At 66.5% G+C, this 26,535-nt stretch carries 33 protein-coding genes, 1 tRNA gene and 1 other RNA gene; 24 read left to right on the forward strand and 11 right to left on the reverse strand.

The annotated features are described in order from the left end of the window. Window positions 1–5 precede the first annotated feature (5 nt). Both IEY26_RS08990 and IEY26_RS08995 read right to left on the reverse strand, forming a co-directional pair. Complete coding sequence (locus IEY26_RS08990) at window positions 6–1,586, reverse strand: acetolactate synthase large subunit (protein ID WP_188978099.1); 1,581 nt, start codon at window positions 1,584–1,586, stop codon at window positions 6–8. A 2-nt stretch (window positions 1,587–1,588) separates the two neighbouring features. Further along, complete coding sequence (locus IEY26_RS08995; RefSeq protein WP_188978101.1) at window positions 1,589–2,950, reverse strand: NAD-dependent succinate-semialdehyde dehydrogenase; 1,362 nt, start codon at window positions 2,948–2,950, stop codon at window positions 1,589–1,591. Window positions 2,951–3,047: 97 nt separating this feature from the next. Here IEY26_RS08995 and mvaD point away from each other — a divergent pair, with 97 nt between their 5' ends. From mvaD to IEY26_RS09015, 4 genes are all read left to right on the forward strand, one after another. Beyond that, window positions 3,048–4,037: a phosphomevalonate decarboxylase MvaD gene (gene mvaD / locus IEY26_RS09000; RefSeq protein WP_188978102.1), complete on the forward strand. Its 990-nt coding sequence runs from the start codon at window positions 3,048–3,050 to the stop codon at window positions 4,035–4,037. Between the two features lie 285 nt (window positions 4,038–4,322). After that, the gene (locus tag IEY26_RS09005; RefSeq protein WP_188978104.1) at window positions 4,323–4,685 is read left to right on the forward strand and encodes a group I truncated hemoglobin; all 363 of its coding nucleotides are present in this window, start codon (window positions 4,323–4,325) and stop codon (window positions 4,683–4,685) included. A gap of 43 nt (window positions 4,686–4,728) precedes the next feature. Continuing rightward, window positions 4,729–5,352, forward strand: coding sequence for a helix-turn-helix domain-containing protein (locus IEY26_RS09010; RefSeq protein WP_188978106.1), 624 nt, complete (start codon window positions 4,729–4,731; stop codon window positions 5,350–5,352). Between the two features lie 55 nt (window positions 5,353–5,407). Further along, complete coding sequence (locus IEY26_RS09015) at window positions 5,408–6,544, forward strand: NAD(P)/FAD-dependent oxidoreductase (RefSeq protein ID WP_188978108.1); 1,137 nt, start codon at window positions 5,408–5,410, stop codon at window positions 6,542–6,544. Window positions 6,545–6,547: 3 nt separating this feature from the next. Here the strand turns inward: IEY26_RS09015 and IEY26_RS09020 are convergent, their stop codons facing one another. Then, on the reverse strand, window positions 6,548–7,027 hold the full coding sequence (locus IEY26_RS09020; RefSeq protein ID WP_188978109.1) for a hypothetical protein: 480 nt from the start codon (window positions 7,025–7,027) through the stop codon (window positions 6,548–6,550). A gap of 128 nt (window positions 7,028–7,155) precedes the next feature. Further along, the gene (locus IEY26_RS09025) at window positions 7,156–7,365 is read right to left on the reverse strand and encodes a hypothetical protein (RefSeq protein WP_188978111.1); all 210 of its coding nucleotides are present in this window, start codon (window positions 7,363–7,365) and stop codon (window positions 7,156–7,158) included. 237 nt (window positions 7,366–7,602) lie between these two features. Here IEY26_RS09025 and IEY26_RS09030 point away from each other — a divergent pair, with 237 nt between their 5' ends. Continuing rightward, entirely contained in the window at window positions 7,603–8,076 is a 474-nt protein-coding gene (locus IEY26_RS09030) for a hypothetical protein (RefSeq protein ID WP_188978113.1), read from the forward strand. Between the two features lie 360 nt (window positions 8,077–8,436). On the opposite strand, the gene IEY26_RS09035 is transcribed toward IEY26_RS09030, so the two are convergent. Both IEY26_RS09035 and IEY26_RS09040 read right to left on the reverse strand, forming a co-directional pair. Further along, a complete protein-coding gene (locus IEY26_RS09035; protein ID WP_188978115.1) occupies window positions 8,437–9,543 on the reverse strand; it encodes a glycosyltransferase in 1,107 nt (368 codons plus the stop codon). Window positions 9,544–9,567: 24 nt separating this feature from the next. Further along, on the reverse strand, window positions 9,568–10,656 hold the full coding sequence (locus tag IEY26_RS09040) for a glycosyltransferase family 4 protein (protein ID WP_188978117.1): 1,089 nt from the start codon (window positions 10,654–10,656) through the stop codon (window positions 9,568–9,570). A gap of 190 nt (window positions 10,657–10,846) precedes the next feature. Between IEY26_RS09040 and IEY26_RS09045 the strand changes: the two genes are divergently transcribed. The 5 genes from IEY26_RS09045 (at window position 10,847) to IEY26_RS09065 (ending at window position 13,115) form a co-directional block, all read left to right on the forward strand. Further along, window positions 10,847–11,134 (forward strand): ribonuclease P protein component 4, encoded by a 288-nt coding sequence (locus IEY26_RS09045; protein WP_188978118.1) that lies wholly within the window; start codon window positions 10,847–10,849, stop codon window positions 11,132–11,134. A 34-nt stretch (window positions 11,135–11,168) separates the two neighbouring features. Then, entirely contained in the window at window positions 11,169–11,414 is a 246-nt protein-coding gene (locus IEY26_RS09050) for a YhbY family RNA-binding protein (RefSeq protein ID WP_188978120.1), read from the forward strand. Next, entirely contained in the window at window positions 11,411–12,316 is a 906-nt protein-coding gene (locus tag IEY26_RS09055) for a mechanosensitive ion channel family protein (RefSeq protein WP_188978122.1), read from the forward strand. The genes IEY26_RS09050 and IEY26_RS09055 overlap by 4 nt, the downstream gene beginning before the upstream one ends. 232 nt (window positions 12,317–12,548) lie before the next feature. Further along, window positions 12,549–12,842 carry a hypothetical protein gene (locus tag IEY26_RS09060; RefSeq protein WP_188978124.1) on the forward strand — a complete coding sequence of 98 codons (294 nt, stop codon included), beginning with the start codon at window positions 12,549–12,551 and terminating at the stop codon, window positions 12,840–12,842. Window positions 12,843–12,881: 39 nt separating this feature from the next. After that, window positions 12,882–13,115: a hypothetical protein gene (locus IEY26_RS09065; RefSeq protein WP_188978126.1), complete on the forward strand. Its 234-nt coding sequence runs from the start codon at window positions 12,882–12,884 to the stop codon at window positions 13,113–13,115. Window positions 13,116–13,148: 33 nt separating this feature from the next. Here IEY26_RS09065 and ffs read toward each other — a convergent pair. Continuing rightward, an RNA gene (gene ffs / locus IEY26_RS09070) (signal recognition particle sRNA) lies at window positions 13,149–13,465 on the reverse strand. 123 nt (window positions 13,466–13,588) lie between these two features. Between ffs and IEY26_RS09075 the strand changes: the two genes are divergently transcribed. Then, a complete protein-coding gene (locus IEY26_RS09075) occupies window positions 13,589–13,930 on the forward strand; it encodes a DUF5798 family protein (protein WP_188978128.1) in 342 nt (113 codons plus the stop codon). 25 nt (window positions 13,931–13,955) lie between these two features. After that, window positions 13,956–14,936: a PLP-dependent cysteine synthase family protein gene (locus IEY26_RS09080; RefSeq protein ID WP_188978130.1), complete on the forward strand. Its 981-nt coding sequence runs from the start codon at window positions 13,956–13,958 to the stop codon at window positions 14,934–14,936. A gap of 48 nt (window positions 14,937–14,984) precedes the next feature. Here the strand turns inward: IEY26_RS09080 and IEY26_RS09085 are convergent, their stop codons facing one another. Both IEY26_RS09085 and IEY26_RS09090 read right to left on the reverse strand, forming a co-directional pair. Then, the gene (locus IEY26_RS09085) at window positions 14,985–15,395 is read right to left on the reverse strand and encodes a CoA-binding protein (RefSeq protein WP_188978132.1); all 411 of its coding nucleotides are present in this window, start codon (window positions 15,393–15,395) and stop codon (window positions 14,985–14,987) included. A gap of 94 nt (window positions 15,396–15,489) precedes the next feature. Next, the gene (locus IEY26_RS09090) at window positions 15,490–16,326 is read right to left on the reverse strand and encodes a geranylgeranylglycerol-phosphate geranylgeranyltransferase (protein WP_188978134.1); all 837 of its coding nucleotides are present in this window, start codon (window positions 16,324–16,326) and stop codon (window positions 15,490–15,492) included. Window positions 16,327–16,412: 86 nt separating this feature from the next. Here IEY26_RS09090 and IEY26_RS09095 point away from each other — a divergent pair. The 11 genes from IEY26_RS09095 to IEY26_RS09145 all read left to right on the forward strand — a co-directional run bounded on the left by IEY26_RS09095 (window position 16,413) and on the right by IEY26_RS09145 (window position 24,144). Beyond that, window positions 16,413–16,487 (forward strand) — tRNA-Arg (locus tag IEY26_RS09095). A 395-nt stretch (window positions 16,488–16,882) separates the two neighbouring features. Then, window positions 16,883–17,113 (forward strand): hypothetical protein, encoded by a 231-nt coding sequence (locus IEY26_RS09100; protein WP_188978136.1) that lies wholly within the window; start codon window positions 16,883–16,885, stop codon window positions 17,111–17,113. Further along, entirely contained in the window at window positions 17,110–18,921 is a 1,812-nt protein-coding gene (locus tag IEY26_RS09105) for a hypothetical protein (protein WP_188978137.1), read from the forward strand. Before IEY26_RS09100 ends, IEY26_RS09105 begins: the two co-directional genes overlap by 4 nt. 75 nt (window positions 18,922–18,996) lie before the next feature. Beyond that, on the forward strand, window positions 18,997–19,371 hold the full coding sequence (locus IEY26_RS09110; RefSeq protein ID WP_188978139.1) for a hypothetical protein: 375 nt from the start codon (window positions 18,997–18,999) through the stop codon (window positions 19,369–19,371). A 35-nt stretch (window positions 19,372–19,406) separates the two neighbouring features. Beyond that, complete coding sequence (locus IEY26_RS09115; protein ID WP_188978141.1) at window positions 19,407–19,763, forward strand: hypothetical protein; 357 nt, start codon at window positions 19,407–19,409, stop codon at window positions 19,761–19,763. Between the two features lie 88 nt (window positions 19,764–19,851). Beyond that, window positions 19,852–21,411, forward strand: a complete 1,560-nt coding sequence (locus IEY26_RS09120; RefSeq protein ID WP_188978143.1) for a hypothetical protein — start codon at window positions 19,852–19,854, stop codon at window positions 21,409–21,411. Beyond that, window positions 21,408–21,617: a hypothetical protein gene (locus tag IEY26_RS09125; protein WP_188978145.1), complete on the forward strand. Its 210-nt coding sequence runs from the start codon at window positions 21,408–21,410 to the stop codon at window positions 21,615–21,617. Before IEY26_RS09120 ends, IEY26_RS09125 begins: the two co-directional genes overlap by 4 nt. Next, on the forward strand, window positions 21,614–21,781 hold the full coding sequence (locus IEY26_RS09130) for a hypothetical protein (protein ID WP_188978147.1): 168 nt from the start codon (window positions 21,614–21,616) through the stop codon (window positions 21,779–21,781). Before IEY26_RS09125 ends, IEY26_RS09130 begins: the two co-directional genes overlap by 4 nt. 201 nt (window positions 21,782–21,982) lie before the next feature. Beyond that, a complete protein-coding gene (locus IEY26_RS09135; protein WP_188978149.1) occupies window positions 21,983–22,408 on the forward strand; it encodes a hypothetical protein in 426 nt (141 codons plus the stop codon). Between the two features lie 46 nt (window positions 22,409–22,454). Continuing rightward, the gene (locus IEY26_RS09140) at window positions 22,455–23,213 is read left to right on the forward strand and encodes a hypothetical protein (protein ID WP_188978151.1); all 759 of its coding nucleotides are present in this window, start codon (window positions 22,455–22,457) and stop codon (window positions 23,211–23,213) included. Continuing rightward, entirely contained in the window at window positions 23,203–24,144 is a 942-nt protein-coding gene (locus tag IEY26_RS09145; RefSeq protein ID WP_188978153.1) for a hypothetical protein, read from the forward strand. Before IEY26_RS09140 ends, IEY26_RS09145 begins: the two co-directional genes overlap by 11 nt. A gap of 178 nt (window positions 24,145–24,322) precedes the next feature. Here the strand turns inward: IEY26_RS09145 and IEY26_RS09150 are convergent, their stop codons facing one another. Further along, window positions 24,323–24,619, reverse strand: coding sequence for a hypothetical protein (locus tag IEY26_RS09150; protein WP_188978156.1), 297 nt, complete (start codon window positions 24,617–24,619; stop codon window positions 24,323–24,325). Next, entirely contained in the window at window positions 24,616–24,930 is a 315-nt protein-coding gene (locus tag IEY26_RS09155) for a MarR family transcriptional regulator (RefSeq protein WP_229773996.1), read from the reverse strand. Before IEY26_RS09155 ends, IEY26_RS09150 begins: the two co-directional genes overlap by 4 nt. A 132-nt stretch (window positions 24,931–25,062) precedes the next feature. Here IEY26_RS09155 and IEY26_RS09160 point away from each other — a divergent pair, with 132 nt between their 5' ends. Continuing rightward, window positions 25,063–26,103, forward strand: a complete 1,041-nt coding sequence (locus IEY26_RS09160; protein ID WP_188978926.1) for a tyrosine-type recombinase/integrase — start codon at window positions 25,063–25,065, stop codon at window positions 26,101–26,103. Window positions 26,104–26,535: the final 432 nt, after the last annotated feature.

Genomic DNA, 26,535 nt, shown 5'->3' on the forward strand with positions numbered 1-26,535 from the left:
GGCCTTTACAGTGACGCTACGGGGACGTCGACGAGGGCGAGGTCGTCGCTCTCGACGGCGCGTCGGAGGTCGGCGCGGAGGTCGCGGCGGGTCTCGGGGCGGTAGGCGTCGACGCCGAAGCTCTCCGCGAACGCGACGAGGTCGGGGTTCGTGAGTTCGGTGCCGAAGGAGTCGCCGTGCGTCTCGCGTTGTTTCTCCGTGATGAGCGAGAGGTCGTCGTCGCGGAAGACGAGCGTCGTAAAGGAACAGTCGAGGCGCTGAGCGGTGTCGAGTTCGGCGGCGTTCATGAGGAAGCCGCCGTCGCCGGTCGCGGCGACGACGTTTCCATCGGTGTTCAGGTCGGCGGCAACCGCGCCGGGGACGGCGATACCCATGGTGGCGAGGCCGTTCGAGATGACGACGGCGTTCGCGTCGAACGTCGGGAACTCCTGGGCGATGACCATCTTGTGTCGGCCGGTGTCGGAGAGGAGGACGTCGTCGTTCCCGAGGGCGTCGCGGAGCGCGGGCATGACGCCTTCGAGGGTGAACGGCGCGTCGGGCTCGGGTTCGGTCGCGAGCCGGTCGGTGACGCGGTTCCGGTAGCCCGCGTACCAGTCGGTGTCGAAGCTCGCTCCGGTGGTGGCGTCGTCGATGGCGGCGACGCCGCGCGCGATGTTCCCGACGACCTCGACGGCGGGGTCGTATTCGGCGTAGACTTCGGCGGGCTGGCTGTCGACGTGGACGATGGGGGTGTCCGCGCCGTGGAAGCCCGCGGGGTCGTGTTCGGCGACGTCGTAGCCGACGGCGAGCACGAGGTCGGCGGCGGCGAGGGCTGCCGCTCCCGCGCCGTCCCCGGAGTCCACGGTCATCAGGCTCTGCGGGCTGTCGTCGGGAATCGCGCCCTTCGCCATGTAGGTCGAGGCGACGGGAATCTCCGTGCGGTCGACGAACGCGCGGAGGACGTCGGCGGCGCGCCCGCGGACCGCGCCGTTCCCCGCGAGAACCGCCGGGCTGTCGACGGCTTCGAGGCGTGCTGCGGCGTCCGCGACGGCGTCGGGGTTCGGCGCGGACTCGGGCGCGGGCCCGCGCGCCGGCATCGACTCGACGGCCGTCTCCGTGGCGGCGACGTCCTCGGGGAGCTCGAGGTGGGTCGCGCCGGGTTTCTCCGTCTCCGCGACCTTGAACGCCTTCCGAACCGCCTCGTGGGTGATGTCCGGGTGGTGGACGCGCGTGTTCCACTTCACGACCGGGTCGAAGGTCTCGACGATGTCGAGGTGCTGGTGGCTCTCGTGGTGCATCGTCTCCATCCCGCCCTGCGCGGTGACGGCGACGAGCGGGCTCTTGTCGAGTTGGGCGTCCGCGATGCCCGTGATGAGGTTCGTCGCGCCCGGCCCGAGCGTCGCGAAACAGACGCCCGCGCGTCCGGTGAGGCGGCCTTCGACGTCCGCCATGAAGGCAGCGCCCTGCTCGTGGCGGACGGGGACAAAAGTGAGACCGGAGTCGCGGATAGCGAAGAGCAGGTCCGTGGTCTCCTCGCCGGCGAGCCCGTAGACGTACTCGACGCCCTCGGCTTCGAGGCCCGCGACGAGTCGGTCGGCGGCGTTCATCGCTAGTTCACCCAGATCGTCTTCCGGTTCACGAACTCGCGGATGCCGTCGGACGCGAGTTCACGGCCGTACCCGGAGTCCTTCACGCCGCCGAAGGGGACGCGGGGGTCGGATTTCACGAGCTCGTTCACGTAGGTGCAGCCGGCGTCGATGCGGTGGGCGACGCGCTGGCCGCGAGCTCGGTCCTCCGTCCAGACGCTCGCGCCGAGCCCGAGGTCGGTATCGTTCGCGACCTCGACGGCTTCTTCCTCCGAGTCGACGCGCAGGACGGCGGCGACGGGGCCGAACGTCTCCTCGGCGGCGACCGGCGCGTCGCGCGGCACATCGGTGAGTACGGTCGGCGGGTAGTACTCGCCCTCGCGGTCGAGCGGCTCGCCGCCGCGGACGACGTCCGCGCCGGCCTGTGCGGACCGGACGACCTGCTCGTGGAGGTCTTCGAGGAGGTCGCGGCGCGCCATCGGACCGATGTCTGTCTGGTCGTCGCGCGGGTCGCCGACGGTGTAGGCGTCGATCTCGTCGAGGAACGCGTCGAGGAAGTCGTCGTAGACGGCGTCGTGGACGACGAAGCGCTTCCCCGCGATGCAGGACTGCCCGGTGTTCTGACAGCGCGCCCACGCGCCCGTCTCCGCGGCCTGCGCGACGTCGGCGTCGTCGAGCACCACGACGGGGTCGCTCCCGCCGAGCTCTAAGACCGTCTTCTTCAGTTCGCGGCCCGCGGTCTCCGCGACCGCGCGCCCCGCCGGTTCGCTCCCCGTCAGCGTCGCCGCCCGCACCCGGTCGTCCGCGATGATGCCGTCGACTTTCGAGGAGGAGACGAGGAGCGACTGGAAGACGCCCTCCGGGAAGCCGGCCTTCTCGAAGACCTCCTCGATGGCGAGCGCGCAGCCCGGTACGTTCGACGCGTGCTTCAGGATGCCCGTGTTCCCCGCCGTCAGGTAGGGCGCGGCGAACCGGAACACCTGCCAGAACGGGTAGTTCCACGGCATAACTGCTAAAACGGGGCCGAGCGGCTCGTAGGACGTGTAGACCTCCGTCCCCGCGGGGCTCGCGCGAGGTTCGTCCGCGAGATGCTGGCTCGCGTGCTCCGCGTAGTACTCACACGCCCACGCGCACTTCTCCACCTCGCCGCGCGCCTGCTCGACGGGCTTCCCCATCTCGTCGGTCATCAGCCGCGCGTACCGCTCCGCGTTCTCTCTGAGCACGTCCGCGGCGTTCGCGATGAGCTCCTCGCGCTCCCGGAGCGGGACGTCCCGCCACTCCTCGAACGCGGACTGAGAGGCCGCCAGCGCCGCCTCCACCTCGGCGTCGTCCGCCTCTTCGTACGACTCGATAACGGCTCCCGTCGCCGGATTCACAGCGTCCATACTCGCGTCTTCTCGTGGCAGCGGCTAACAAGTTTGGGACCGTTCCACCCGCTGAGAGACCGGGCCGTTTATTGTGGCGTCGCGTCCCCTCTACGGCATGAAGGCGACCGCGAAAGCCCACCCCATTCAGGGCCTCGTGAAGTACCACGGGATGCGGAACTCCGAGCGACGCTACCCCTACCACGACTCCATCAGCCTCTGCACCGCCCCCAGCCACACCAAGACCACCGTCGAGTTCGACGGCTCCCTCGACGGCGACGTCTTCGTCATCGACGGCGACCGCGTCGAAGGCCGCGGCGCAGAACGCATCCAGTCCGTCGTCGACGAGGTCCGCGAGCGCGCGACCGCCGACTACGCCGCCGACCCGGTGCGCCTCGAATCCGAGAACGACTTCCCGTCGAACGTCGGGCTCGGCTCCTCCGCCTCCGGGTTCGCCGCCGCCGCGCTCGCACTCGCCGAGGCCGCCGACCTCGACTACACCCTCCCCGACGTGTCCACCATCGCCCGCCTCGGTTCGGCGAGCGCCGCGCGCGCCGTCACCGGCGCGTACAGCGACCTCTACACGGGCGGGAACGACGCGGACTGCCGGAGCGAGCGCCTCGACGTCGCCGACGACCTCGAAGAGGACGTCCGCATCGTCATCGGGCTCGTCCCCGCGTACAAGGAGACCGAGCAGGCGCACAAGGAAGCAGAAGAATCCCACATGTTCGAAGCGCGGATGGCGCACGTCCACGACCAGCTCGTCGAGATGAAGGACGCCCTCCGAGCGGGCGACTTCGACCGCGTCTTCGAGACCGCCGAGAAGGACAGCCTGAGCCTCGCCGCCACCACGATGACCGGCCCCGCCGCCTGGGTCTACTGGCAGCCCGAAACGCTCGAGATATTCAACACCGTCCGCGACCTCCGGAACCACGAGGGTATTCCCGTCTACTTCTCGACCGACACCGGCGCGACCGTCTACGTCAACACCAAAGCGGAGCACGCCGACGAGGTCGAAGCCGCCGTCGCCGAAACGGGCGTCGACACCATGGTGTGGAAGCCCGGCGGCCCCGCCCGAGTCCTCGACGACGCCGACGCGCTCTTCTAACCGCGTCCCGCGCTCTCGCCGCACCCCGCCCGATTCTCCGACCGACCCCGGGCGAGGGGGCTGTCCAGTCCGAGAGTTTATCCGATATCGGGCGGCGAGACGGCGTATCAGTTCCACGCTGTCCCGGGGCGCACTGCGGTCGTGCGGCGGCCCGCTCCGGGCGCGGTCGGTCGCCGCCGCCAGCTAGCCCCCGCGCGCTCGACCCCGTCCTTGCGTGGGGTCGACAGGCGCGACCGAAGCTGTTCGGGAGAACCACCATCCGGGTGTCGCGTGTCCGTTCACTCGATGTCTGCTAAATCCATCTACGCCGAGATCGGTGGTCGTGACGCCGTCGAGTCAGTCGTGGACGACTTCTACGACCGCGTGCTCGACGACCCCGTCCTCACGCCCTACTTCGAGGATACGGACATGGACGAGCTGTTCGCCCACCAGGTCCAGTTCGTGAGTTCCGTCGCCGGCGGCCCCGTGGAGTACGACGGCGAAGACATGCAGGCCGCGCACGAAGGCATGGGAATCACGGGGGAGGCGTTCGCCCACGTCGCCGACCATCTCGACGCCGCGCTCCGCGAGAACGGCGTGCCGGGCGACGCCGTCGAGTCCATCATCGAGGACGTCGCCGCGCTCGAAGACGACGTCGTCGGCCAGTAAGGAAGCGCGGCGTTCTTCTCCCCTCGACGCGTGAGCACGAGATGTGCCTCGCGTCGAACTCGTCGTGACGCTCCCGGAGCCGGCGTGGATCGGACGGATCTCGCGCGCTCACTCGGACGCCGCGTTCCGCGTGCTCTCGGCGCTCCCCGCGCCGGACGGTGGCGTCGGCCTGCTCGAACTCAACGGGGACGACGTGGACCCGCTCCTCGCGGCCGTCGAAGCCGCGGACCTCCGCGACGTCTCCGTCCTCCGCCGCCTCGACGAGAGCGCGCTCGTCCAGTTCGAGACCGAATCGCCGATGCTGCTCCGCGCGACGCAGTCCTCCGGCGTCCCGCTGGAGTTCCCGTTCCACATCCGCGACGGCGAAGCCCACTGGACGTTCACCGTCTCCCACGACCGGCTCGCCGACCTCCGCACCGAACTCGACGCGCGCGGCTTCGACTACCGACTCGACGGCGTGCGCGGCGCGAACCAAACGGAGGACGCGCTCACCGACCACCAGCGCGAGGTCGTGCTCGCGGCGCTCGACGCCGGCTACTACGAGCAACCGCGCGACTGCTCGCTCACCGAACTCGCCGCCGAACTCGACGTGGCGAAGTCGACGCTCAGCGGCGTGCTCCGGCGAGCCGAAGCCGCGCTCGTGCGTGCTTACGCCGACGACACCTGAACACGCAGCGTAGTTTGCCACCGCAGTTATCCCGGCGGCCGTCGAAACGACAGCTATGCGAGTTGTCGTTCTCGGCGGCGGCTACGGCGGCCTCCTCACCACGCGAAAGCTCGAAGACCGACTCCCGGACGGCGTCGAACTCCTCCTCGTCGACGACACCGGCGACCACCTCGTCCAGCACGAGCTCCACCGAGCGATTCGCCGGCCGTCGTTCACGGACGCGATTTCGATTCCGCTGACGGAGTTGACGGAGCGCGCGACGGTCCGCGTCGCGGACGTCGAGGCGGTCGACCGCGAGGAGCGCGTCGTCGAACTCGACGGCGGCGACAGCATCGAGTACGACGCGGCGGTCGTGGCGTTCGGCGCGGAGACGGCGTACTACGGCATCGAGGGACTGGAGGAGTACGCGACGCCGCTGAAGCGCCTGGAGCACGCCGCGGCGGTGCGACGGGAGTTCGAAGCGGTGCTGGAAGCGGGCGGCGGCGAGGTCGTCGTCGGCGGCGCGGGCCTCTCCGGCGTGCAGGTCGCAGGCGAACTCGCGCAGTACGCCCGCGACGAGGGCGTCGAGTCCCACGTCTCCGTGACGCTGCTCGAACAGCGGTCGGATATCGCGCCGTCGTTCCCGGCGAACTTCCGAGACGCAGTCCGCGACGAACTCCGCGAGCGCGACGTCGACATCCGCACAGAGACGACCGTAACTGCGGTCGACGATGGGACGGTTTCGCTCGACGACGGCGAGCACGCGTACGACCAGTTCGTGTGGACGGGCGGCATCACGGGGAACCACGGGCTCGGCGGCGACCGGCCGAGCGTCCGCGCGGACCTCCGCATCGACGACCGGACGTTCGGCATCGGGGACGCGGTCGAGATCACGGACGCGGAAGGCACAGTCGTGCCGGCGGCGGCGCTCGCCGCGGTGCGCGCGTCGGAGACGGTCGCGGAGAACGTCACGCGCGTCGTCGAAGCCGCCCGCGAGGGCGAGCCGCGGCCGCGCCTGAAGCAGTGGGTGTTCGACACGCCCGGGTGGCTGGTGAGCGTCGGCGACGGCGCGGTCGCCCAGCTCGGCCCGGAGGTATTCACGGGCGCGGCGGCGAACGTCATCAAGTCGAGCGTCGGCGTCACTTATCTCGCCGAACACGGCTCGCTCCGCCGCGCCGTCTCCGTCGTTCAAGAGGACTTGCGAGACCTCTAACGATCAGATACCGGGAATGCCGACGGCGCGGAGGCCGGAGCCGAAGAGACCGAGGAAGACGTTCGCGACGCCCGTGATGGCGAAGGCGACGAGCCAGGAGACGCCGCCGACGACGACGGCGTTCACCCAGGAGTCGTCGTAGCGGTAGAAGAGAACGCCGAGCCAGGCGACGACGGCGAGGACGGGGCCGACCATCGGTATCCAGCCGACGAGCGCGATGGCGACGGCGGCGAGCGCGGTCGTGCCGAGCGCGCGGAAGGCGTCGCCGCCCTCGAAGAGCGCGGCTTCGGCGGCGTAGACGCCGACGGCGGCGACGGCGAACCCGACGAACGTCCCGAGGAGACCGAGGAGGCCGTGGCCGGCGAACCCGAGGAGGTCGGCCGTCGGACCGCCGCCGAGGAGCATCCCGAAGAGAGACTGCGCGCTCCAGTAGAAGACGAGCAGCACGACGAGGAGCCCGACGAGCGCGAGCGCGGCAGACATGCCTACCTCTACTCGGGTTCGATACTTAGCCATGCGGGATGACCCGGACGAGTAGCGCCGCATCTATCGAGCCGCGGCGCACCCGGAACCGATGCGCCAGCCGGCGAGGGAAAAGTGCTCGCCGAGCGTTAGTCGGCGAGAGATTCGGATTCGTCGTCGGCGTTCATCGTCGGTTTCGTCACTTCGAGGAGCGTCGCGTCGTAGTCGGGGATAGAGTCGTCGAATCGGATGTCGTAACTCCCCTCGACGGCGACGCCGTTCTCGTACGCGCCGCGGATGACGTCGCGGAGTTCGCGGCGGAGCGCACTCGAATCGCGTGGATACGTGGGTTCACTCATGGGGGGATTTCGGAACGCGGCGACCGCGGGTGCGGCCGCCTGCTTCCACCTGAGTAGTGGGCGTTTTCGCGGATACGCTTGCCCCGTGGAAACTCAAGCAGACTAAGTGGGGTCGCGTGTCTTCACGCAGACACCTCGCGGTCTGTCGAACCGGCTCGTACCTGTATCTCGCGGTCTGACGAACCGGCTCGTACCGGGGAAGAAGGGTTTTTCCGCGCGCCGGTAGAAGGCCGATGTATGCCGGAAGACGACGCGAACACCGAAGACGTCGACGTCGAGGGAGAGGAAGAGAGCGACGAGAAATCCTTCCGCGAGCGCGTGAAAGAGATCCGCGAGCAGCGCGAGCAGGAGCGCGAAGAGCGCGACGGCGAGGAGGGCGACCGCCGCGAACGCATGGAGGAAGCGATGGGCGGCGGCCCCGGCGGCATGGGCGGCGGCGGGAACCCGTTCGCGCAGATGATGGGCGGCATGATGGGCGGCGGCGGCGGTCCCGGCGGTATGGGCGGCGGCCCCGGCGGCCCCGGTGGAATGGGCGGCCCGAGCGGTCCGGGCGGCCGCGGCGAGCCCGAACGACCCGGTTCGCGCGGCGGCGACGCCGGCGGCGAGCACACCGAGCAGATCGCCGAGGAGATGAAGAAGCTCCGGAAGGAAGTCGAGCGCACGAACAACAAGCTCGACCGCATCGCGATCGCGCTCGAAGAAGACGACTAACGCGGTTCGGAGCGACCGCCGAAGGCGCGAGTGAGAACCGCGAAACAGCGAACGGGGAGGAGCGACCCGTGAGACAGCGCGACCAAGCTGACCACGCGAGGCGGCCGAGAACCGCGGGAAGGCGAACGGGGAGCAGGCGGACCCTTCGGTTCCGCCGAACGAACGGTGGCGAGAACGGAGTTCTCGCTCGAAACCGGAACGCGTCGCGTTCCGGTGACGGCATCGCCGCGAGTCCGGCGGCCCGTAGGCCAGCGCGAAGGCGGGAGTGAGCGCGGTCGGAACGACTTCTTCCTTGCTCGCGCTACCCCTGTGAGCCAGCGTGAGTGGAACCGGAGAAAGACGAGCGGCGGGCGTGTTTTGCTATCGGACGTCGCGGTAGAGCGTTTCGAGCGTGTCGATGGCGTGGTCGACGCTGATGTCGTCGCGGGCGTCGAGGCAGTTCTCGGCGAGGTGGCGTTCGTCGGCGAGGGCGCGCTGGATAGCGTCGGCGAAGGCGGTGGTGTCGCCGCGGGGGTAGCGGTAGCCCGTGGTGCCGTGGTCGACGGTGTCGGCGAGTGCGCCGGCGTCGACGCCGACGACGGGGGTGCCGCAGGCGTTCGCTTCGAGGGCGACGAGGCCTTCGGTTTCGACGGGGCTGGGGAAGGCGAAGACGTCGAGGGCGGAGTAGAAGGCGGGGAGTTCGTCGCGGTCGAGGAAGCCGAGGAAGTGGGCGTCGACGTCGAGGTCGGCGGCGAGGTCGTGGAGTTCGTCGCGGGCGGGGCCGTCGCCGCCGAAGACGACGGGGGCGTCGAGGTGGGTGGCGGCGCGGACGAGGTCGTCGAGTTCTTTCTCGTGGCCGTGGCGGCCGGTGTAGCCGACGAGCGGGCCGTCCGGGAGGTCGTGGCGGTCGCGGAAGGCCTCGCTGGGGGTGGGGCGGAAGAAGTCGGTGTCGACGCCGTTGGGGAGGGCGCGGACGGGGGTGGTGACGCCGAGGTCGCGGCGGAGGTCGCGTGCGGTGGTTTCGCTGGGGGTGAGGACGAGGTCGGCGCGGTCGAGGAACCAGCGTTCGTAGCGGCGTGAGACGGCACTTACTGCGCCGGAGGCGGCGTCGGGGGCGACGTAGTCGGCGTATTCGCTGGCGGGGGTGTGGTAGGTGGCGACGAGCGGGTTGTCGTGGCGGCGGGCGAGGCGGAGGGCGGCGAGGCCGAGGGCGAAGGGCGTGTGGGCGTGGACGACGTCGACGTCGGCGACGGCGTCGGGAACCGTGGGGGTGCCGACGCGGAAGCCCTCGTAGAAGGGGAAGGAGGCGGCGGGGACGGGGTGTTCGCCGGGTTCGGGGTCGTGGGCGCTGGCGGGGTAGACGACGTCCATGCGGCCGCCGCGGGCGCGCCAGCGGTCGCGCCACGTCCGCACGGTGTAGGTCACGCCGTTCACGGTCGGGAGGTAGGAGTCCGTGAAGGCGGCGACGGCGGGCCGGTCGTCCGACATGGTTCTCTCTTTCCGCCGCGCGGGTTAAAGGGACTCCCCTTCCCGATTTCCGCTCGCGGTTCCGCTGTCGTCGAGGAGGGTCTGGTAGAGGTCGGCGAGGCGGTCGCCGACGCGGTCGAGCGTGTGTTCCTCGACGCTCTCCCGGGCGTTCTCGCCGAGGCGGTCGCGGAGGTCGGGGTCGGCGTCGAGGCGTTCGAGGGCGTCGACGAACTCCGCCGTCGAGTCGCATTTGAGGCAGTCGTGCTCGTCGGTGAGGAACTCCTCGAACACGGGAATGTCTCGGACGACGATTGCTTTCCCGGTCGCCATGGCTTCGAGGACGGCGATGCCCTGGTTCTCGACTTTGGCGGGGAACATGTAGACGTCGCCCGCGCCGAACGCCGCGCGTTTGTCGTCGACGAATCCGGTGAACCGGACGTTCTCGGGGGGGTTCTGCGTCCAGCGTTTCGTCACCGCGGAGGCCTGCGGCCCGGTCTCGTAGGGGCCGAACCACGCGAAGTCGTACTCCGTTCGTTTCGCGGTCTCGCAGAACGTGGTGAGGCCTTTGCGCTCGATGACTTCGCCGACGGCGAAGACGACCGTGCCGTCGAGGTCGAAGCGCTCCCGAGTCTCCTCGCGGAGGGCCTCGTGGCCTTGGAGGCTCTCGATGTCGACGCCGTTCGTGACGGGTTCGATGGGCGCAGTAACCGGATAGGATTCGAGGACGCCCTTGGTGTACTCGGAGGGGCAGAGGACGAGGTCGGCCTGTGAGTAGAACCAGCGGAGGTAGGGTTTGAGGGCGGGGGCGACAGTGGAGGAGCCGCGGTAGGATTCGGCGAAGTCCTCGGCGGTGAAGTGCGCGTGGAGGACGAGCGGAATATCCTGGCGTTTCGCGTGGCGGGCGACGGCGACGCTCCCGGGGCCGACGAGGTTGCAGTGTACGACGTCGAACTCCTCGAAGTAGCCCATGCCGGCGAACGCCGTCCCGAGGGATTGCACGGGGTTGCCGGCCTTCCACGGCGTCGTCACGACGTCGACGTCGGTCGTCGCGAGCGCCTTGCGCTGTTGGGCCGCCGCCGTCGTCATCCCCCCGCGGATGTGCGACTCCAGTTCGAGATAGTTCAGGGCGCGCATACTCCGAAACTCACGGGGTTCGGGAAATAGTCTTCCGGAAGAAGGACACGGCGTTTGAGGGGTGCGCCGCTCTTCGGGGCGTTCACGCTCGTCGTCGGCGTCGCGGCGTTCGTCGGCCGGCGGGCCGAGAGCGAGAGGGGTAGGGCCGCCAATCGACACGGCCTTACCGGGCGCGCGGGAACCTCTTCGCGTGACGCGGAGCATCGCACGGGAGCGCATCGACCGCCTGCACGACCTCGCTCGCGAGGCCGCCCGCGGCGGCGACGACGACCTCGCGCGGGAGTACGTGCGGCTCGCCCGCCGCATCGCCGAGCGCAACCGGCTCACGCTCCCGAAGCGCTTCCGCCGGTTCACCTGTGACGCCTGTGACGCCTACCTGATTCCCGGCCGGAACGCGCGCGTCCGCACCCGCGCCGGCCACGTCGTCGTGACCTGTGACTGCGGCCATCAGTCCCGGTATCCCTACGGAGAAGCCTAAAGGTTCAAACCCGAGCGGGGAGAAAACCGGATAGATGATGGCTGACTTAGCTACGAAAGCCCACGAGGCCGACGTGACGGTCTGGGTGGGGAAAGCCGGTATCGGCGCGGTCGTCGACGAACTCAGCGACCAGCTCCAGGAGCGCGACGTCGTGAAAGTCAAGTTCCTGCGGTCGTCACGCGGCGGGACGGACACGGACGAACTCGCCGCGGAGCTCGCCACGGAGGCGAACGCCGACCTCTACGAGACGCGAGGGAACACCGCGGTGTACACGCGATGAGCGCGACCGGACTCCCGCTCCAGACGAGCGGCGGGTTCGTCGCCGACTGGCTCTCCCAGTTCCTCCCCGCGAACTACGCCGTCCCGCTCGGCGCGGCGATTATTTTCGTCGTCGTCGCGTTCCTCGTGTGGGTTCTCGGGAAGGCGACCGTCGTCCCGCTCGCCGACCGCGTCTTCGAACGTCGGGGCCTCGAAGCGCACGCGCGCCGCCCGCTCCGCCGCATCGTCGGCGTCGTCGTCGCGTTCGTCGCCATCGCGTTCGCGTTCGCGCTCGCGGGCTACGGGAACATCCTCACGTCGCTCGCCACCATCGCGGCGGCCGCGACGCTCGCCATCGGGTTCGCGATGCAGGACGTCATCGCAAACTTCGTCGCCGGCGTCTTCATCTACACGGACAAACCCTTCAAGATCGGCGACTGGATCGAGTGGGACGGGAACTCCGGCATCGTCGAGGACATCAGCTTCCGCGTCTCCCGCGTGCGGACGTTCGACAACGAGCTCCTCACGGTCCCGAACTCCGCGCTCACCGACGGCGTCATCAAGAACCCGGTCGCGAAGGATAAACTCCGCGTGCAGTTCCTCTTCGGCGTCGGCTACGACGACGACATCGACAAAGCCACCGAGATTATCGTCGAGGAAGCCGAGAAGCGCGACGACATCCTCGACGACCCCGGCGTCTCCGTTCGCCTCACCGAACTCGGGGACTCCTACGTCGGCCTGAAGAGCCGGTTCTGGATACAGGACCCCTCGCGCGCGGACTTCGTGAAGACCCGCGGCGAGTACGTCCAGTCCGTGAAAGAGCGCTTCGACGAGGAAGGCATCAACATCCCCTACCCGACCCGCACGCTCGAAGGCGCGGTCACCGTCAACGGGGAGGCCGTCGACGCAGAACACTTCGAGTAAGCGGCTCGGAGAGAGGCCGACGAAGGCGGCCGAGCGAGCACGGTCGGAACGAGCTCCTCCCTGCTCGCACTCGCTGGCTCGCTCCTTTCGTCGCGCTGCGCGCGACTGAAGGGACGAGCGGGGAGAAACGACCCGCGAGTCGGTGTGGCAGCAGACTCCACCGAACGAGCGAACGACGCGGCCGTTCGTGGTCGGCGGAACGTTTTTGTCGTGCGTTTGTCTCGCTTCGGGTATGGCGTACGCGACGGCGGTCCGGTACACGAGTAGCGCCCTGGAAGCCCTCCTCGCGCTTGGTCTGCTGGCGCTCGGCGCGGTGCACGTCGCAGCGGGGGCGGCGGGTGCGGTGCTCCCGGTTTTCGGTGGCGTCGTGTTGTTGGGAGCGGCGGCGGCGCTCGCACCGGTGAGTCGGCGGCGGCTCGTCGGCGCGCCCGCGCGCTGGCGGCGTGACGTCGTGGTGTTCGTCGGCGCGCTCGGTCTCGCGGCGGCGAGCGTCGCCGGCTGGATAGCGGTCGGTCGGTTGGTGTAGACCGGAACGCCTTCCCCGGCGAGCGACGGAGGAACGCGTATGGCCGCTGTCTCCTTCGTCGCAGTCGTCGGGTTCGCCGTCGTGATGTTCGGCGTGCCGCTCGTCGTGGCCGGCTGGATCGCGTACGACGCGAGAAAGCGCGGGGTGTTCGCGCCCGCGAGCGTCTGGGTCGTCGTCGCCGTCTTCACCACGGCGGTCGGCGCGCTCGTCTCACTCTACGTCTACGTGACGCGCGTCCGCCCGGCCGGACGCGGTCAGAACGAGAGTAAGTAGCGCCGGCGCTGGTCGGTGTGAATGCGGTATGAATAGTGGACGTACCGGAGTCGCCCGGTCGTTCCGGACCGGGTAGTCCCGGTCGCCTTCTCCACCCCGCGACCCTTCGAGCGACGGACGTTCGGTGTGCCGCTGCTCACTTCCGTGCCTGACGGGGTTCCACCGACGAACCGCGCCGCGACGCCCCTGCAGGCGCGCGGGCGACGGACCGCCGTCCCCGAAGGACGAGGCTTCTCTGTTGGCTTCCGGGGCCCGGTCCGGGCGGACCGGACTGGTCCGGTGTTCGACCCCCGCTAATGACCATTTTGCGGGCGAGGGGCGGGGCCAAACCGCCCGGTCTAGTCCATCCACTCCTAGCCGGGTGATACATTAAGGCCTTTCGGGTACGGCGTCGGGGTCGCGTGAGCGGATTCGGTCGCGTCGGCGGCGCGTGTGGCGAAAGACGGAAGGCGACGAGGAAGCCACCCCTGGGTATGGGACTCGGAAGCACGGCGAAGAAGATTCAGACCGTCGCGGACGTCGCGGAGAAGCTCTACCAGCGCGTGAACCACCTCATCGAGCGCGTGCAGGAGATGCAGGAGACGGTGCAGGAGACGAACGAGCGCGTGGAGACGCTCGAAGCGCAGGCGGACGCGCAGGGTGCGGTCCTCGCGGCGCTCGCGGAGCGCGAGGGCGTCGACCTCGAATCCCTCGGCGACGACGTGGACTGGGAGGCCGTCGGCTGGGGACCGGACGGAACCGAGACGGAGGACGCGATCCGGGACGACGACGGCGAGAGCGGAGAGGCGGACGTCGACGGGGATGCGAACGCCTAAAGAAACCGCGTGGTAACGGTAAGATATGACGACGCATCGCCGGCCGCTGGAGAACGTCCTCGACACCGTCGGGGAGACGCCGCTCATGCGCGTACAGGCGTCCCCGGACGGGGTCGACGTCTACGCGAAGCTGGAGTCGTTCAACCCGGGCGCGAGCGTGAAAGACCGCATCGGGACGTACATGCTCGAACAGATGCTCGAACGCGGCGAGGTCGCCGAGGGCGGCACGATAATCGAGCCGACGGCGGGGAACACCGGCATCGGGTTCGCGCTCGCCGCGAAACAGCTCGGGCTCGACGCCGTCTTCGTCGTTCCCGAGCGCTTCAGCGTCGAGAAGCAGACGCTCATGCGCGCGCTCGACGCCGACGTCGTGAACACGCCGACGGAAGCCGGGATGGGCGGTGCGGTGAACCGCGCGCACGAGCTCGCCGAGGAGTTCGACGACGCCGTCGTCCCCCAGCAGTTCGCGAACCCGCTCAACGTCGAAGCACACTACGAGCTGACCGCGCCCGAAATCTACGACGCGCTCGACGGCGAGGTCGGCGCGGTCGTCGCCGGCTGCGGGACCGCAGGAACCCTCATGGGCCTCACCGAGTACGCCCTCGAACAAGACTCAGACACCTACATTACGGCTGTCGAACCGGAGGGGTCGTTCTACGCGCGCACGAAGGGCGCTGACGTCGACGAATCCGAGTACAAAATCGAGGGCATCGGGACGCACGACCTCACGACGAACCAGCTCTTCCACCCCGAGCTCGTTGACACCATCGAACAAGTGAGCGACCGGGACGCCCACGACGAACTGAAGCGACTCGCGCGCGAGGAAGGCCACCTCGTCGCGTCCAGCGCCGGCGCGGCGAGCGTCGCCGCCCAGCGCGTCGCCCGCCGCATCGCCGACGGCGACATCGACGCCCCCCACGACACCGTCGTCACCGTCTTCCCCGACTCCTCCGAACGCTACCTCTCCAAGGGCATCTACGGCAGCTACGAGGAGTGGGAGGGCTAAGGAGCGGTATCGGTATGAGCCGACGCGCCGGCCGGCGAGATAGCGTCGCTATCGCATCAGGCGGCGGTGTTCGACCTTGATGCAGTGGTCCATGACGACGCGCAACCCCGCGTCCGCGGCTTTCGCCGCCGCCTCCTCGTCCTCGATTCCGAGTTGCGTCCACACGACCTTCACGTCGCCGCGCTCGATGGCCTCGTCCACGATACCCGCGACCTCCTCGCTCGGCCGGAACACGTCCACGATATCGACTTCCTCCTCGACGTCCGCGAGCGAGTCGTAGGCCTCCCGACCGAGAATCTCGTCCGCGAACGGATTCACCGGGATGACCGTGTAGCCGTGGTTCTGGAGGTACTTCGGGACGTCGTGGGCGTCCTTCCCCGGCGTCGCCGAACACCCGACGACCGCGACGGTGTCGTACTCGAGAATCTCCGCTAGCTCCGCGTCGTCTTCGACGAGCATGCCTGACGGTACGACGCCGCCGCCCAAGAAATTGGAGGGTCCACGGAAATCCCGGTTCGCCTCAGAGTCCGATTCCCCTCAGAGTCTGGCCGTCTCAGAGGTACGTCCACGCGCGCCCGACGACGAACGCCGCGATGGCGAGGAACATCCCGTACTTCAGCCGCGACTGGCCCCGCGTCGGGTCGTCGAAACTCCAGTACGCCGCCGCCAACATCACCGCGTCCGCCGGCACGACGAGCACGAGGTACGGCACGCCGAACGTCCCGCGGAGATAGGGAAGCGGGCTCGCCACCACCGCGACCACGAGACACGCCACGCCCACCCAGAGCGCCGTCCGCTCACCCACCGCGATCGGCAGCGTGTTGAGGCCCTCCTCCCGGTCGCCCTCGACGTCCTCCACGTCCTTCACCACCTCGCGCGTGAACGTCGACAGCGCCGCCAGCGCGAACAACACGACGCCGTCGAGAGGGTTCCCCACCGCCGCCGCCCCGAACAGGAACGTACTCCCGCCCAAGTAGGCGACGACGGCGTTCCCCGCCCCCGGCAGCCCCTTGAACACCGACGTGTAGGCGACCAGCGCCACCAGATTCACCGCCGCAATCGCCAGCGCAATCACGGGCAGCGTCACCGCCAACGCAACCGCCGCCGCGAACAACGCCGCGCTGAACGCCAACACGCCCCGCGGCGACACCGCGCCTCGCGGAATCGGCCGCTCCGGCGCGTTAATCGCGTCGATATCCCGGTCGAAGTAATCGTTGATCGCGTTCCCCGCCCCCACCGCGAGCACCGTCGCCACCGCCGCCACGCCCGCCCCCAGCCCGAACGGCACCCCCGCGACGAACGCCCCGACCCACGTCATCACACCCGACGCGACCGCGTTCCCCGGCCGCGTCACCTCCACTAGCCCCCGAATCGACTCACCCACAGACATACACCCGACTCCACCCCCCGCGCCGATAAAACACCCGAACCCCGAGTCGGGAAGTTTAAACACACCCTCCGACTACGTAGACACGCGGGCGCTTAGCTCAGCCTGGACAGAGCACTTGGCTTCGGACCAAGATGCCGCGGGTTCAAATCCTGCAGCGCCCGTGTGAAATTTACTCGGTTCGCAGCCAAAACCGTTCCAGCGGTAGCGCTGCTCTCTGCTGCGTTCTCGACGCTTCCGCCGTTCTCAGAAACACGGTAAAATCTGATACCAACACGGGACGTGCCTCGGCCCCGCTCCGTCTGGCGATTCCGTTCGCAAATAGCGGTCAACCGGGCAGGCTCGTCGAGGACACTGCTGCCACCAACCAGCCCCCGCGTCCGTCCACCGCCTCCCGTCTTCGCGGTAGGCGACGGAGCGGAGGATGGGTGAAAGCCCGGCACGGGCGACTCCGTGACCGGAGGGAACGGCGCCGCCCGCGCCCGGAACATAGTGAGGCCGTAGGCCGAACGCCCTCGTTCCGGAGCGGAGTCGAAAGCGCGTACGCACGGAGACGCCGATGAGTGGCGGCATCCAATCGCCCCACGGCTGGGCAGACTCCGGTACACGGCAGGCCGCTGAGGAGTTCCGGGCAGAAATCGAGGCGGAGTTGTCCACCAGCCTCGATGCTGATCATCGAGCCTACCGCTGTCCGAACTGCAAGGCTGGATGCATCAACCCCGCGGACTCCATTCTCTACCGCGCTCGCGTCTGCCTCGACTGCTACGTTTCCTACCTCGTTGGCGAATGAGTAGCGGTGAACAACCGGGTGGCGGCTCTCGGCACACCAACCAGACCAACTCTGTAACGCCCCAAGAGCCGGGTAATTCCCCGTCGGGAGAATCGGCCTCCGATGAATTACCCACGCCCGACGAGTGCGTTGCAGAGTTCATGGAAACCTATGGCGACCGCGCCGGCCTCCCGGTCACCGGGATAAACGGCACGTCGCTGCGCGCGGACTACACCAACGAAGTGACCGAGGAGTTCCAGACCGAGGCGCTCGGCGAGACTGAACGCTCTGCGTCCGGTACGCACGTCACTGCGCACGAACCCGTCGCGTGGCGCGAAGCCGTCCGCCGGCTCCTCAAGAGCCACGCGGAGGCTCGTCAAACACGCGTCAACCTCGTCCGCGGCCGACCGGCCGACGTAGAGTACGCCGAGTTCTCCGTCGAGGCCGAAACTCGCTGGTTCGCGTCCTATCAAAAGAAGTACTATGCCCAGATGAACGGCTGGCTCCGCGAGGTCTGCGGAGGCACGCGCCCGTCCGGTGGCGAGACAGATGCCGCGTTCGATGACCCGCACATCGCGCTTGTCACGCTCTCGGCGTCCTCGACCCCGAATGGCCGCGTCTCTCCCGTTGACCACGCCAACCGTCTCCGCGACAGTTGGGACTCCGTCTACCACACCCTGCGTAACACTATGCGAGACCTCGGTGTCGAATGGCAGTACGACCGCCGCTCAGAGCCGCACACCAGCAAACGCGGCGACCAGCGCGGCACGAACGCCTGCTACTCGCACGATCACATCGTGCTCGTCACCGACCAGCAAATCACTCCCGAAGACCTCCGCCCAATCGTTGAGAAACACGTAGACGGCTGCGACTGGGCCGGTGCTGACGCTCACGACCTCGACGTGCCGAACTGGATTGCTCGGCCCGAAGACGTCGGGACTGTCACAATCCGCCGACCCGATGAATTGGAGAATGTCGCGGCCTACGTCGCTGACTACTGTTCCATCCAGCCGGACGATCTCCTCGAACGCTCAACTGAATACCAGGCGTGGGCCGCTGCCATGTCCGCCGGAAACATCAAAACGGTCACCCGGTCAAACGCCGCGAAGCAGGCCGCGACTGCGGACTCATGTAAACAACGTGCCGAGTCGAAGGCCTCTGAGCAAGAGGACGACCACGGTGAAAACCTCGTCCGCTCCTCGCGCCGAGGCGTCAAGCTCGAATGTGCCTGCTGCGGCTCTCCTCACGGTATCGACCAACAACAGACACTGTCCGCTTCCCGACTTGAAGCTGATTCTCCGCGCGCGGCCACCGACGGTGGCCTCGACCTCGACCAAGAGCGAACCGACGACCTCCGAAACCGGTGGGAATCTGCACGCGGCGCGGTCACCTGGGGCGAGTCCCTCCCTCGCGCAGCTGCACGCGAGCGACTGGAGAATGCGATGACCCGGTATCCGCGCGCGACAGATGCCCGCCTGTTCGGACTCACCGGGCTACCGCCCAAGTGGTCGGACCTCCTCGTCGAGATTCGCGCCGGCCTCGACCGCGAACACGCCGTCGGCTTCCAGCGCGGCCCCGCCTGGCGCGTTGACTCTGTCACTGTCGGCGAAACTACGTACCCCGCCAGCAGCGGGAACGGCGTCGACCTCGTCGAAGCCTCCGGCATCGAGCATGACTATCGCCGTCGGTTGGATTCGGTTCTCGACGAGAATCAGTCCTACCGCTGCGAGTGCGGTGTCTCTGCCTACGGCGAGACGATGGCGAAGCACTTGCGCACTCACGGCCTCGAAACGGCCGAACACGCGAGGCACGCGGTGACGCCTGAGTGAAGGTCTATAAATAAGTAACCCATGCTCCGGTGCTTCGCTTAGAGCCTAGTTTTTATAGACACAATACTCGGCTGCATGTCGCAAGGCAAACAGCCGAGTTGGGATGACCTCTCCGAGGTCTCCTCCGGCAACGACGACGAAGAGTACGACGACGTCCTGAACCTCGACCCTGGCGACTCCGTAGTCGCCGAGGTTCGCGCCATCGAGCGGGACGCAGACCGGTACGGCCGTGACCGCTACCACCTCACCCGCACGGACGGCGAGGAACCAAAGTACGTGTCCTACTTCGCTAGCGCGTCCGTGACGCGGCCGCTCGACAATGCCGATGTCGGCCCCGGTGACGTTATCGGCATCAAGAAAGACGAAGACTCGTACACCTTCGAGGACGAGGACGGCGAGGAGCAGGAGGCGTACGGGTTCGAAGTCCGCGTGTTGGACGGTGACACCTGATGTCGCGCCGTCAAGGAAGCGGCTTCGGTGGAATCATGGACGCCTACCAGTCGGTTTCCGTGGTGACGTCGTTCGCGATTCTGCTGTTCGGTGTGTCAGGAGCGGTCATGCTCGGCCTCGCGACGCCTGTGATCGACTTCCTGACGACGTATAAGTTCTTGCCGCTCGCCGTGACCGGGCTGTCGCTCGCAGTGATCTTCGCGTCGTCCTCGACCCGCGACCCGCGGTACTACCACCCTGCAGAGTACGGGGTCGTGGTCGCCACGATGATTGTACTGCTCGCGTACGCCTTCCTCGGTGAGTTCCAAGCGATGGTCAGCGATATCGGCCTGCCTGCCCGCGCCGTGCTGCTCGCGATGCAGCTTGCCGCCGGTGGAGTCGTCGCGAGGTAATCATGCAGGTGATTACTCAGCGCGACCTCGGTATGTGGGCTGGCGGCGCGCTTGTAACGGCACTCGGTCTCCTCGTGGGGGCTGGCGTATGAACGCTCGCGCGGTCGTAGTCGCCGGTCTCCTCGTTCTCACCGCGGTCGCCGGACCTGGTGTTGGCGGTGCAGCTGCCGCGAACAACTCCACGACTTCGGACACCTGCGGCTTCCTTGACGGCCTCATGTACTCAGTCTACATGGTCGGAGCGAACAACCCACAGGGAGCGGCGGACAACCCGTGTAACCCGGTCTATCAGGCCGGTAAGACCATCGAGGACATCAACCAGAACCAGAACGCCACGAACAACGTCACGACTTACAACCGTCTCACGGATCAACGGAAGTCAATAGACGACTACCTTACCCTGCAGGATAACTATCTGCAGGACACCCGCACGGCGGCGATGGCGAAAGCCGAGAGCGCCGCTGTTGAGGCTATCGAAAACGGAGCTAACCGCTCTGAAACCAAAGCTGCGGCTCGTCAGGCTGTTAACGACTACTACGCGAAAAAGCAGATAAACCTCGTCAAGCGCTGGAATAGTGCTGTCGAGAAAATGTGGACGATCCGAAATATGTCGGCTAATCACGGCGCAGGTCCGTGGTCGACTCTGTCCATTATAAAAACCACGCCAAAGTCCGAGAACTACACTTACAGCGGCTCAGGTACGTATTCCGTCGTCCAGTCTGATGCTGTCTTGGTCAATGGAAGCACCGTCTCGCAAAAAGGTGTTCAGTATCAGGGGAGTATGTACGTTGACGATAAGGATACCGGGAGTGGCACGTCGAACCCCAGTATGACTGTTACACTAACATTGCGTTCTCCCGGCGTTCTTGACGAATTTTACGGGTACAAGGTCGTTGGGTGGAAAGCTGATAATGTCGGCACTAACCCGTCAAAAACCGTGACGACCTATAAGGAGTGGAACAGCACGTGGAATGACGTTTCCGCCCAGTCCTCGCAGGTCTCCGATAGCGGCGCTGCCTACGGAGCGACTGTCTACGACAACGTGGTGAGCGGTAACGGGACCGCAAGTAGCTATCTGAGCCCGCTTGCGCTTGCGAAGGAGTACGGCGTTAACGGCTCTGCTGGCGGCCATTACTCGCAGTCGCTCGCGGCCTTGAGCGGCGTCGGCTGGTCGACTCCTGACATGGACACGACCGGCATGATGACGATCTCGTTCAACGGCTCGACGTACGAGGGCTTCGTGGCCTCAACCCGGACACCTGACCAGGGCTGGGAGACTGGCGAAACATACTACACGGCGTCTCTGAACGGTAGCGAGCTACTGGTCACCAAGAACAACGGGACGATGCAGATGCAGGGCTCGTTTACCGTTGACTCCATCGAGGCGACCGACGGCTCGCAGGTCAACAGCACGCGGACGGTACAGATCAAGTACCAGACTATCAACAACAGCGACTACGTCGCGCTTCAAGAGCAGATCCGGAATCTGAGCGCGCAGTACGAGGCGCGCGAACCGACCGCCGGCGGCGGGTCGCAACCGGTGTCGGACGATGACGGATTTAACTGGTCGAACAACACGATGCTCGTCGCAGGCGTTGCGGCGCTGCTCGTCATCGGTTCGACGATCATACTGGTGAGTATGCGATGACCTCGGCCTATCGCTGGATCACCACGAGCGTCGTGCTGTTCGTCAGCGCACGCGTCCTCGACCTCGGTGCTGTGGCACTCGTCGCAACACTCGTTCCGGCGCTCGTGCTCGCCGCGTGTGTCGCCCGCGACCACGGTGTCCGGGTGTCGGTGTCGCGCTCCGCGGCGTCCGTCCAGGACGACCCGGCCACGGAGGCAGCCAAATGATGATGCCGCCGCAGGTCCGCCTGGTGCTGTTCATCGTCGGGCTCGCGATGCTCGCCGTGGGTGCACTCGGTGCGGCGTCGCTCGCCGGCATCGACGTAGTCGGCATGGCGCTCGACCCAATCCGTGACGCGCTGTTACCGTCCGTTCCGGGTCTGTCGCTCTAACGGCTCGGAACACGCCGCTGAAATCGCTCTGGACGGTCCCGCCGTGCTCGGCGGCCGCGGTTCGACTCCGCGGCTGAGTCTATGGTATCTGTCCGTCAACTCGGGCTGCTGCTGGTCGTGGTGACACTGGTATTGCCTGGTGTCGCCGCGGCCGCGAATAACTCGACCTCGGCCTCGCCGAACGCGACGAGCCCGAGCCAGATGGTGACGCAGATCGACTCGCACGGCTACGTGAAGTCGGCGCACTGGGAGGACGGCGTGATGTACATGGTGATCGTTTCCGATACGTATCGGTCGGCGACGATCTCCGGGAACCGCGACCCAGACACGGGGCGGTTCGATATCCACGACGTCCAGTTCTATAAGGGAACCACGAACGTCTCGGTGCGAGCGCCGAAAGACGATGGGCAGGCTGTCGCGTCTATCGTCACGAACGGCTGTAAGCAGGCGCGGTCGTGCCCGACGGTGGACGTCGGAGAGGACACGTCGGGGTCCTGGCTTCGGAACCCCGAAGTCTCGGACGTCGTCGCGTCCGTTGGTGTCGTCGTGCTGCTTGTCGTAGTGACGCTCCCGCTCGCCTCCTGGGCGCTCGACCGCTACCGTGGAGGTGAACGCGTTGTCTTCTGAGAACCCGCAGAACCTACCCCGGCGTCAGACCGGGACGGAGAAGTTCATGGCGTCGTTCTGGAGGACGCTGCCGTTCCTGCTGCTCGCTCTCGTCTGCATCTGCGGCGTGACGATGCTGCTCGTCTTCGGCTTTCCCGTTCCCGAGTTCAAATACGCGGTGTTCACGGTGCTGCTCGTCGGGCCGTGGCTTGTGCTATATATCGGGATGTGGGTCTACCTTTGGAAGCGCTCCTCGGAGCGACCACATCTCGTTATCGACGAGGACCACGGCCCCATCGGCCTCACGATGCTCTCCCCGGAGAAGCATCGAACGGCCGAAGTGGACGGAAAGCGCCTGCCGTCACGGCAAGGGCTGTTCTCGAACTCGACGGTGTACATCTCGCTCGGTCACGAGTTCGAGCAGCGCGAGAGAGTGAACGAGAACGGGGAGACGGAGACGTATCGCCAGCGTGTCATCCGCGTCCCGTGGGAAGGAATTGTTCCGCCTCTCAAGGTGGCCGAACGCTGGGAAGCGTACTCCTCGCTGCTGGAGAAAGTCGTTCCACGCCTCCAAGCTGCCCGGAAGGCACGCGCGTCGGTGGACACTGCGCGGATCGACGCGACGGACCAGGCCATGCTCGGCGTCCTCCGCGGTGCGGAGCATGACCAGTTTATCGACGAGTCGGCGAATCCGTTCGACCTCGACCTCGGTGAGGAAGACCGCGAGTTCGGCGATCTCTACGACGAGGACCTCGCCACCGAGGACGAACCGGACCCAGCGTCAGCTGACGCGCAGCCCGACGGAGGTGAGAACGATGCCGAGTGATCGCGCCGGGATCGCCTCGGCCGAGTTCCGCGAGGTCTCCGAAGACCGGCTGACCGACAACAGGCGGACGTACCCGCTCGCGCCGTTCCTCGAAGGCCGCGCGTTGAAGCGGTACATCACGATGAAGCGTCGGTACCCGCACGTGCTTGCGCTCGACGACTCGGGCGACCTCCCGCCGCGGTTCGAGTTGACGAAGTACTGCGAGAACCTCGTGGGTGGACACGGCTCCCGCGTCGCGCGGAAGGCCGTCGCCCAAGGCTCGCTCTCCGTGCTGTCGTTCATGTCTGGCGTCATCCACCGTGAGACGGACTTTAGCGTGGTCGAGGAGTTCTCTCGTATCGTCCACCACCTGCGCCGCGACGGCTATATGCAAACCATCTGTGGACAGACGAACGCTGGGAAGACGAACTGGGCGCTCCTGCTCGCTGCGCTTTACCTCCGCGACGACCCGGACGCCCACCTGGTGGCGAACCTCGGTGAACTCGACTGGCAGGAGGACTCACTGAACGAGCGGACTCACTTCGCCGACACGACGGAGGGTATCCGTTCGGTCGCTGAAGCGCACGAGAACGTGATTGCCGTGCTCGACGAGATGAGTTCGGAGGCGAACGCACAGACGAACAACTACGAGGTGAACGAGGAACTCTACCCGCTGATCACCGCGAAGGCGAAGCTCGGCCTTCGTATCATCAACATCGGCCATCGCGAAGACGTCAAGGACATCGCCCCCGCGATTCACACCCACTGCACCCACGTCGTCCGAATGGAGCGCGAAGCGCACGACCTCGCCGACGACGTGTACCGTGCTCACTTCTACGGTGGCGTCGACGGCGGCGAACTCGTCGATCACGCGTTCTCCGTTGATCCGGTTCCTGAGGTTTCCGCTACCTACAACCCTGACGAAAAACAAGAATTTAGCTTATCTTCCTGATTATCTCGTTTTGATGGCGTTCTAAGCGTTTCTCTGACTGGAGGCGACTGAAGTACTCTGTTGTGAATATCCCGATAGTTGCGAAAGTGATGATGCCTGTGATGTCGGCCTACTCGTGACGTACTCGAACGAACGAACGAGCGACCGACCCCCTGAACGGGGGGAGGTCGCGCCCTTTCTACCGAAGAACGTACCCCGGCCGCGCCGCGCTCGGCGCTGGATGAAGGAGATCTGCGCGCACTCGACCCTCCAGCCATCGTAGACCCCAGTTCGTCAGCTCGTAGTTCCGGTAATCTGGTCCCGGCTCAACGTACCCGGCCTGCGCAAGCAGCCGGAGCCGCTCCCGGAGTAAGTAGTGTGGTACTGTTCGCGAGAGTGCCTTCTGAATCTCGCTCACGTTCCCCGTGTCGTGGTCACGTAGGTACTCCATAACCCGCTCGTCGTCGAACTTCTGCCAGTCACCTTCCCATCTCATGACACAGTGTTCGTATCTCCTGAATCCGAGCCAATCTCGGACTCTGAGTCAAGGTATACCTCATGCTCTGCGTCGTATTCCTCGTTGAGGTAGGCTTTCCCTTTCTCAGTAATCATATAAACACCGTTTCCCCTCTCGCTCACCAGACCGTGTGCGGCAAGGTCCTTGAGGCGGCGCGAGACAGTCGAGTGCGACGAACGGATAGCTGGATGCTCGTCGATGTACCCGACACCGCGGGGTCCTTCTTCCTCGAGGACTTCGAGGATTCGGTCGTCCCACTTCTGCATCCATTCGCCGCTGTAGCGCATCATTCTCTCTTGTGAGTAGCGTTCTCAATAGACTGTTGAATAACCCACTGGAAGTTTCTATGACTGCTTACAGGTATTGTTACCACTGAAAACTGTGCAACGCATTTATGGTCAAGCTTCTCATCAGTGGGAAGTATGGCTGACAACCTAACCTCGCTCGCTCCGGAGAAAGCGGTGGAACTGCATCTGGAGGCGATGAAGCAGGACAGTGCGGAGTGGACGCGGACCTCGCACGAGAGCCACCTGCGTGCGTTTACGGAGTGGTGCCGCGAGCACGGCGGCGTCGACGACATGACCGACCTCGACGGGCGCGACCTCTACGAGTTCAGAATCTGGAGGCGGAACGGCGGCTATTCCAAGGGGCAAGACGAGGAGATCGCGCCGAAAACGATTCACTCCGCCCTGACCACGGTGCGCTCGTTCCTCCGATTCTGCGCGCAAATCGAGGCGGTCCCCGAAGACCTGTACGAGAAGGTCCCGCTGCCGAACCTCTCGACGGCCGAGGAAGTGAGCGACCGAACGATCTCGCCGGACAGGGTGCCGGCAATCGTCGAGTACCTGGCTCGGTACGAGTACGCGTCGCGGGACCACGTGATCTGGTCGCTCGTCTGGCACACCGGGGCGCGGCTCGGCGCGGTCCGGGCGCTCGACCTCCACGACGTGGAGCTGGACGAGAACAAGCCGGGCCTCAACTTCGTACACCGACCCGGAACGGGTACACCCCTCAAGAACGACGAAGAAGGAGAGCGGTTCAACAGGATTAGCGACCGCGTCCGGACGACGCTCCAGGACTACATCGACGGCCCTCGAAACGACGTCGTCGACGACACCGGACGTACCCCGCTGGTGACGACGAAGTACGGCCGCGTCTCACACACCACCATCCGAAACGCGTTCTATCGCTGGTCGAGGCCGTGCAAGGTCGGCATAGTCTGTCCCCACGACAGGGAGCCGTCCACCTGCGAGTGGGCGCGCGACGACGGGATGACGAAGTGCCCGAGTTCGCGGTCGACGCACGACGTTCGGAAGGCCCGTGTGACCAAGTACAGAAACGATGGCGTCCCCCGCGGCGTCGTGTCTGATCGCCTCGACACCTCCGAGGACATGCTGGACAAGCACTACGACCGAGCGAGCAAACGCGAAAAGGCTGACCGCCGGTGGGAGTTCCTCGGATGACCGTAGAAACTTCGCGCGGCCGGCTCCGCGAAACCGCCGGTTTCAGAGACCTGCAGCGCCCGTAGCCGTTTTCGCGGAGCGAAAACGTGCGGAGCGGCGCGAAGGATTTGAATCAGGGAGCAACGCGCAGCGTTGCGACCGTGGTTGACGCGAGCGAGAGCGAGCGTCAAGTCGGGAGCGCTAGCGACCGTGGTTCAAATCCTGCAGCGCCCGTGTACCGTTTTACTTCGTCGGGTGTGGTTCGAGAGAGCAAAACTCTCTCGTCATTGCGGGAAGCTTTGCTTCCCGCTTGCAGTCGGATTCCGCAGGAATCCGACGACATCACGAAAGGCGCGACGCGCCTTTCGAAGACGCTTCGCGCACCGCTCCTCGCAAAAAGCTACGGTGAAGACGTTCCGCGCTCACTTCGTTCGTGCGGCGAAACTCGCGCTT

The organism is Halocalculus aciditolerans, assembly GCF_014647475.1.
GTDB lineage: Archaea > Halobacteriota > Halobacteria > Halobacteriales > Halobacteriaceae > Halocalculus > Halocalculus aciditolerans.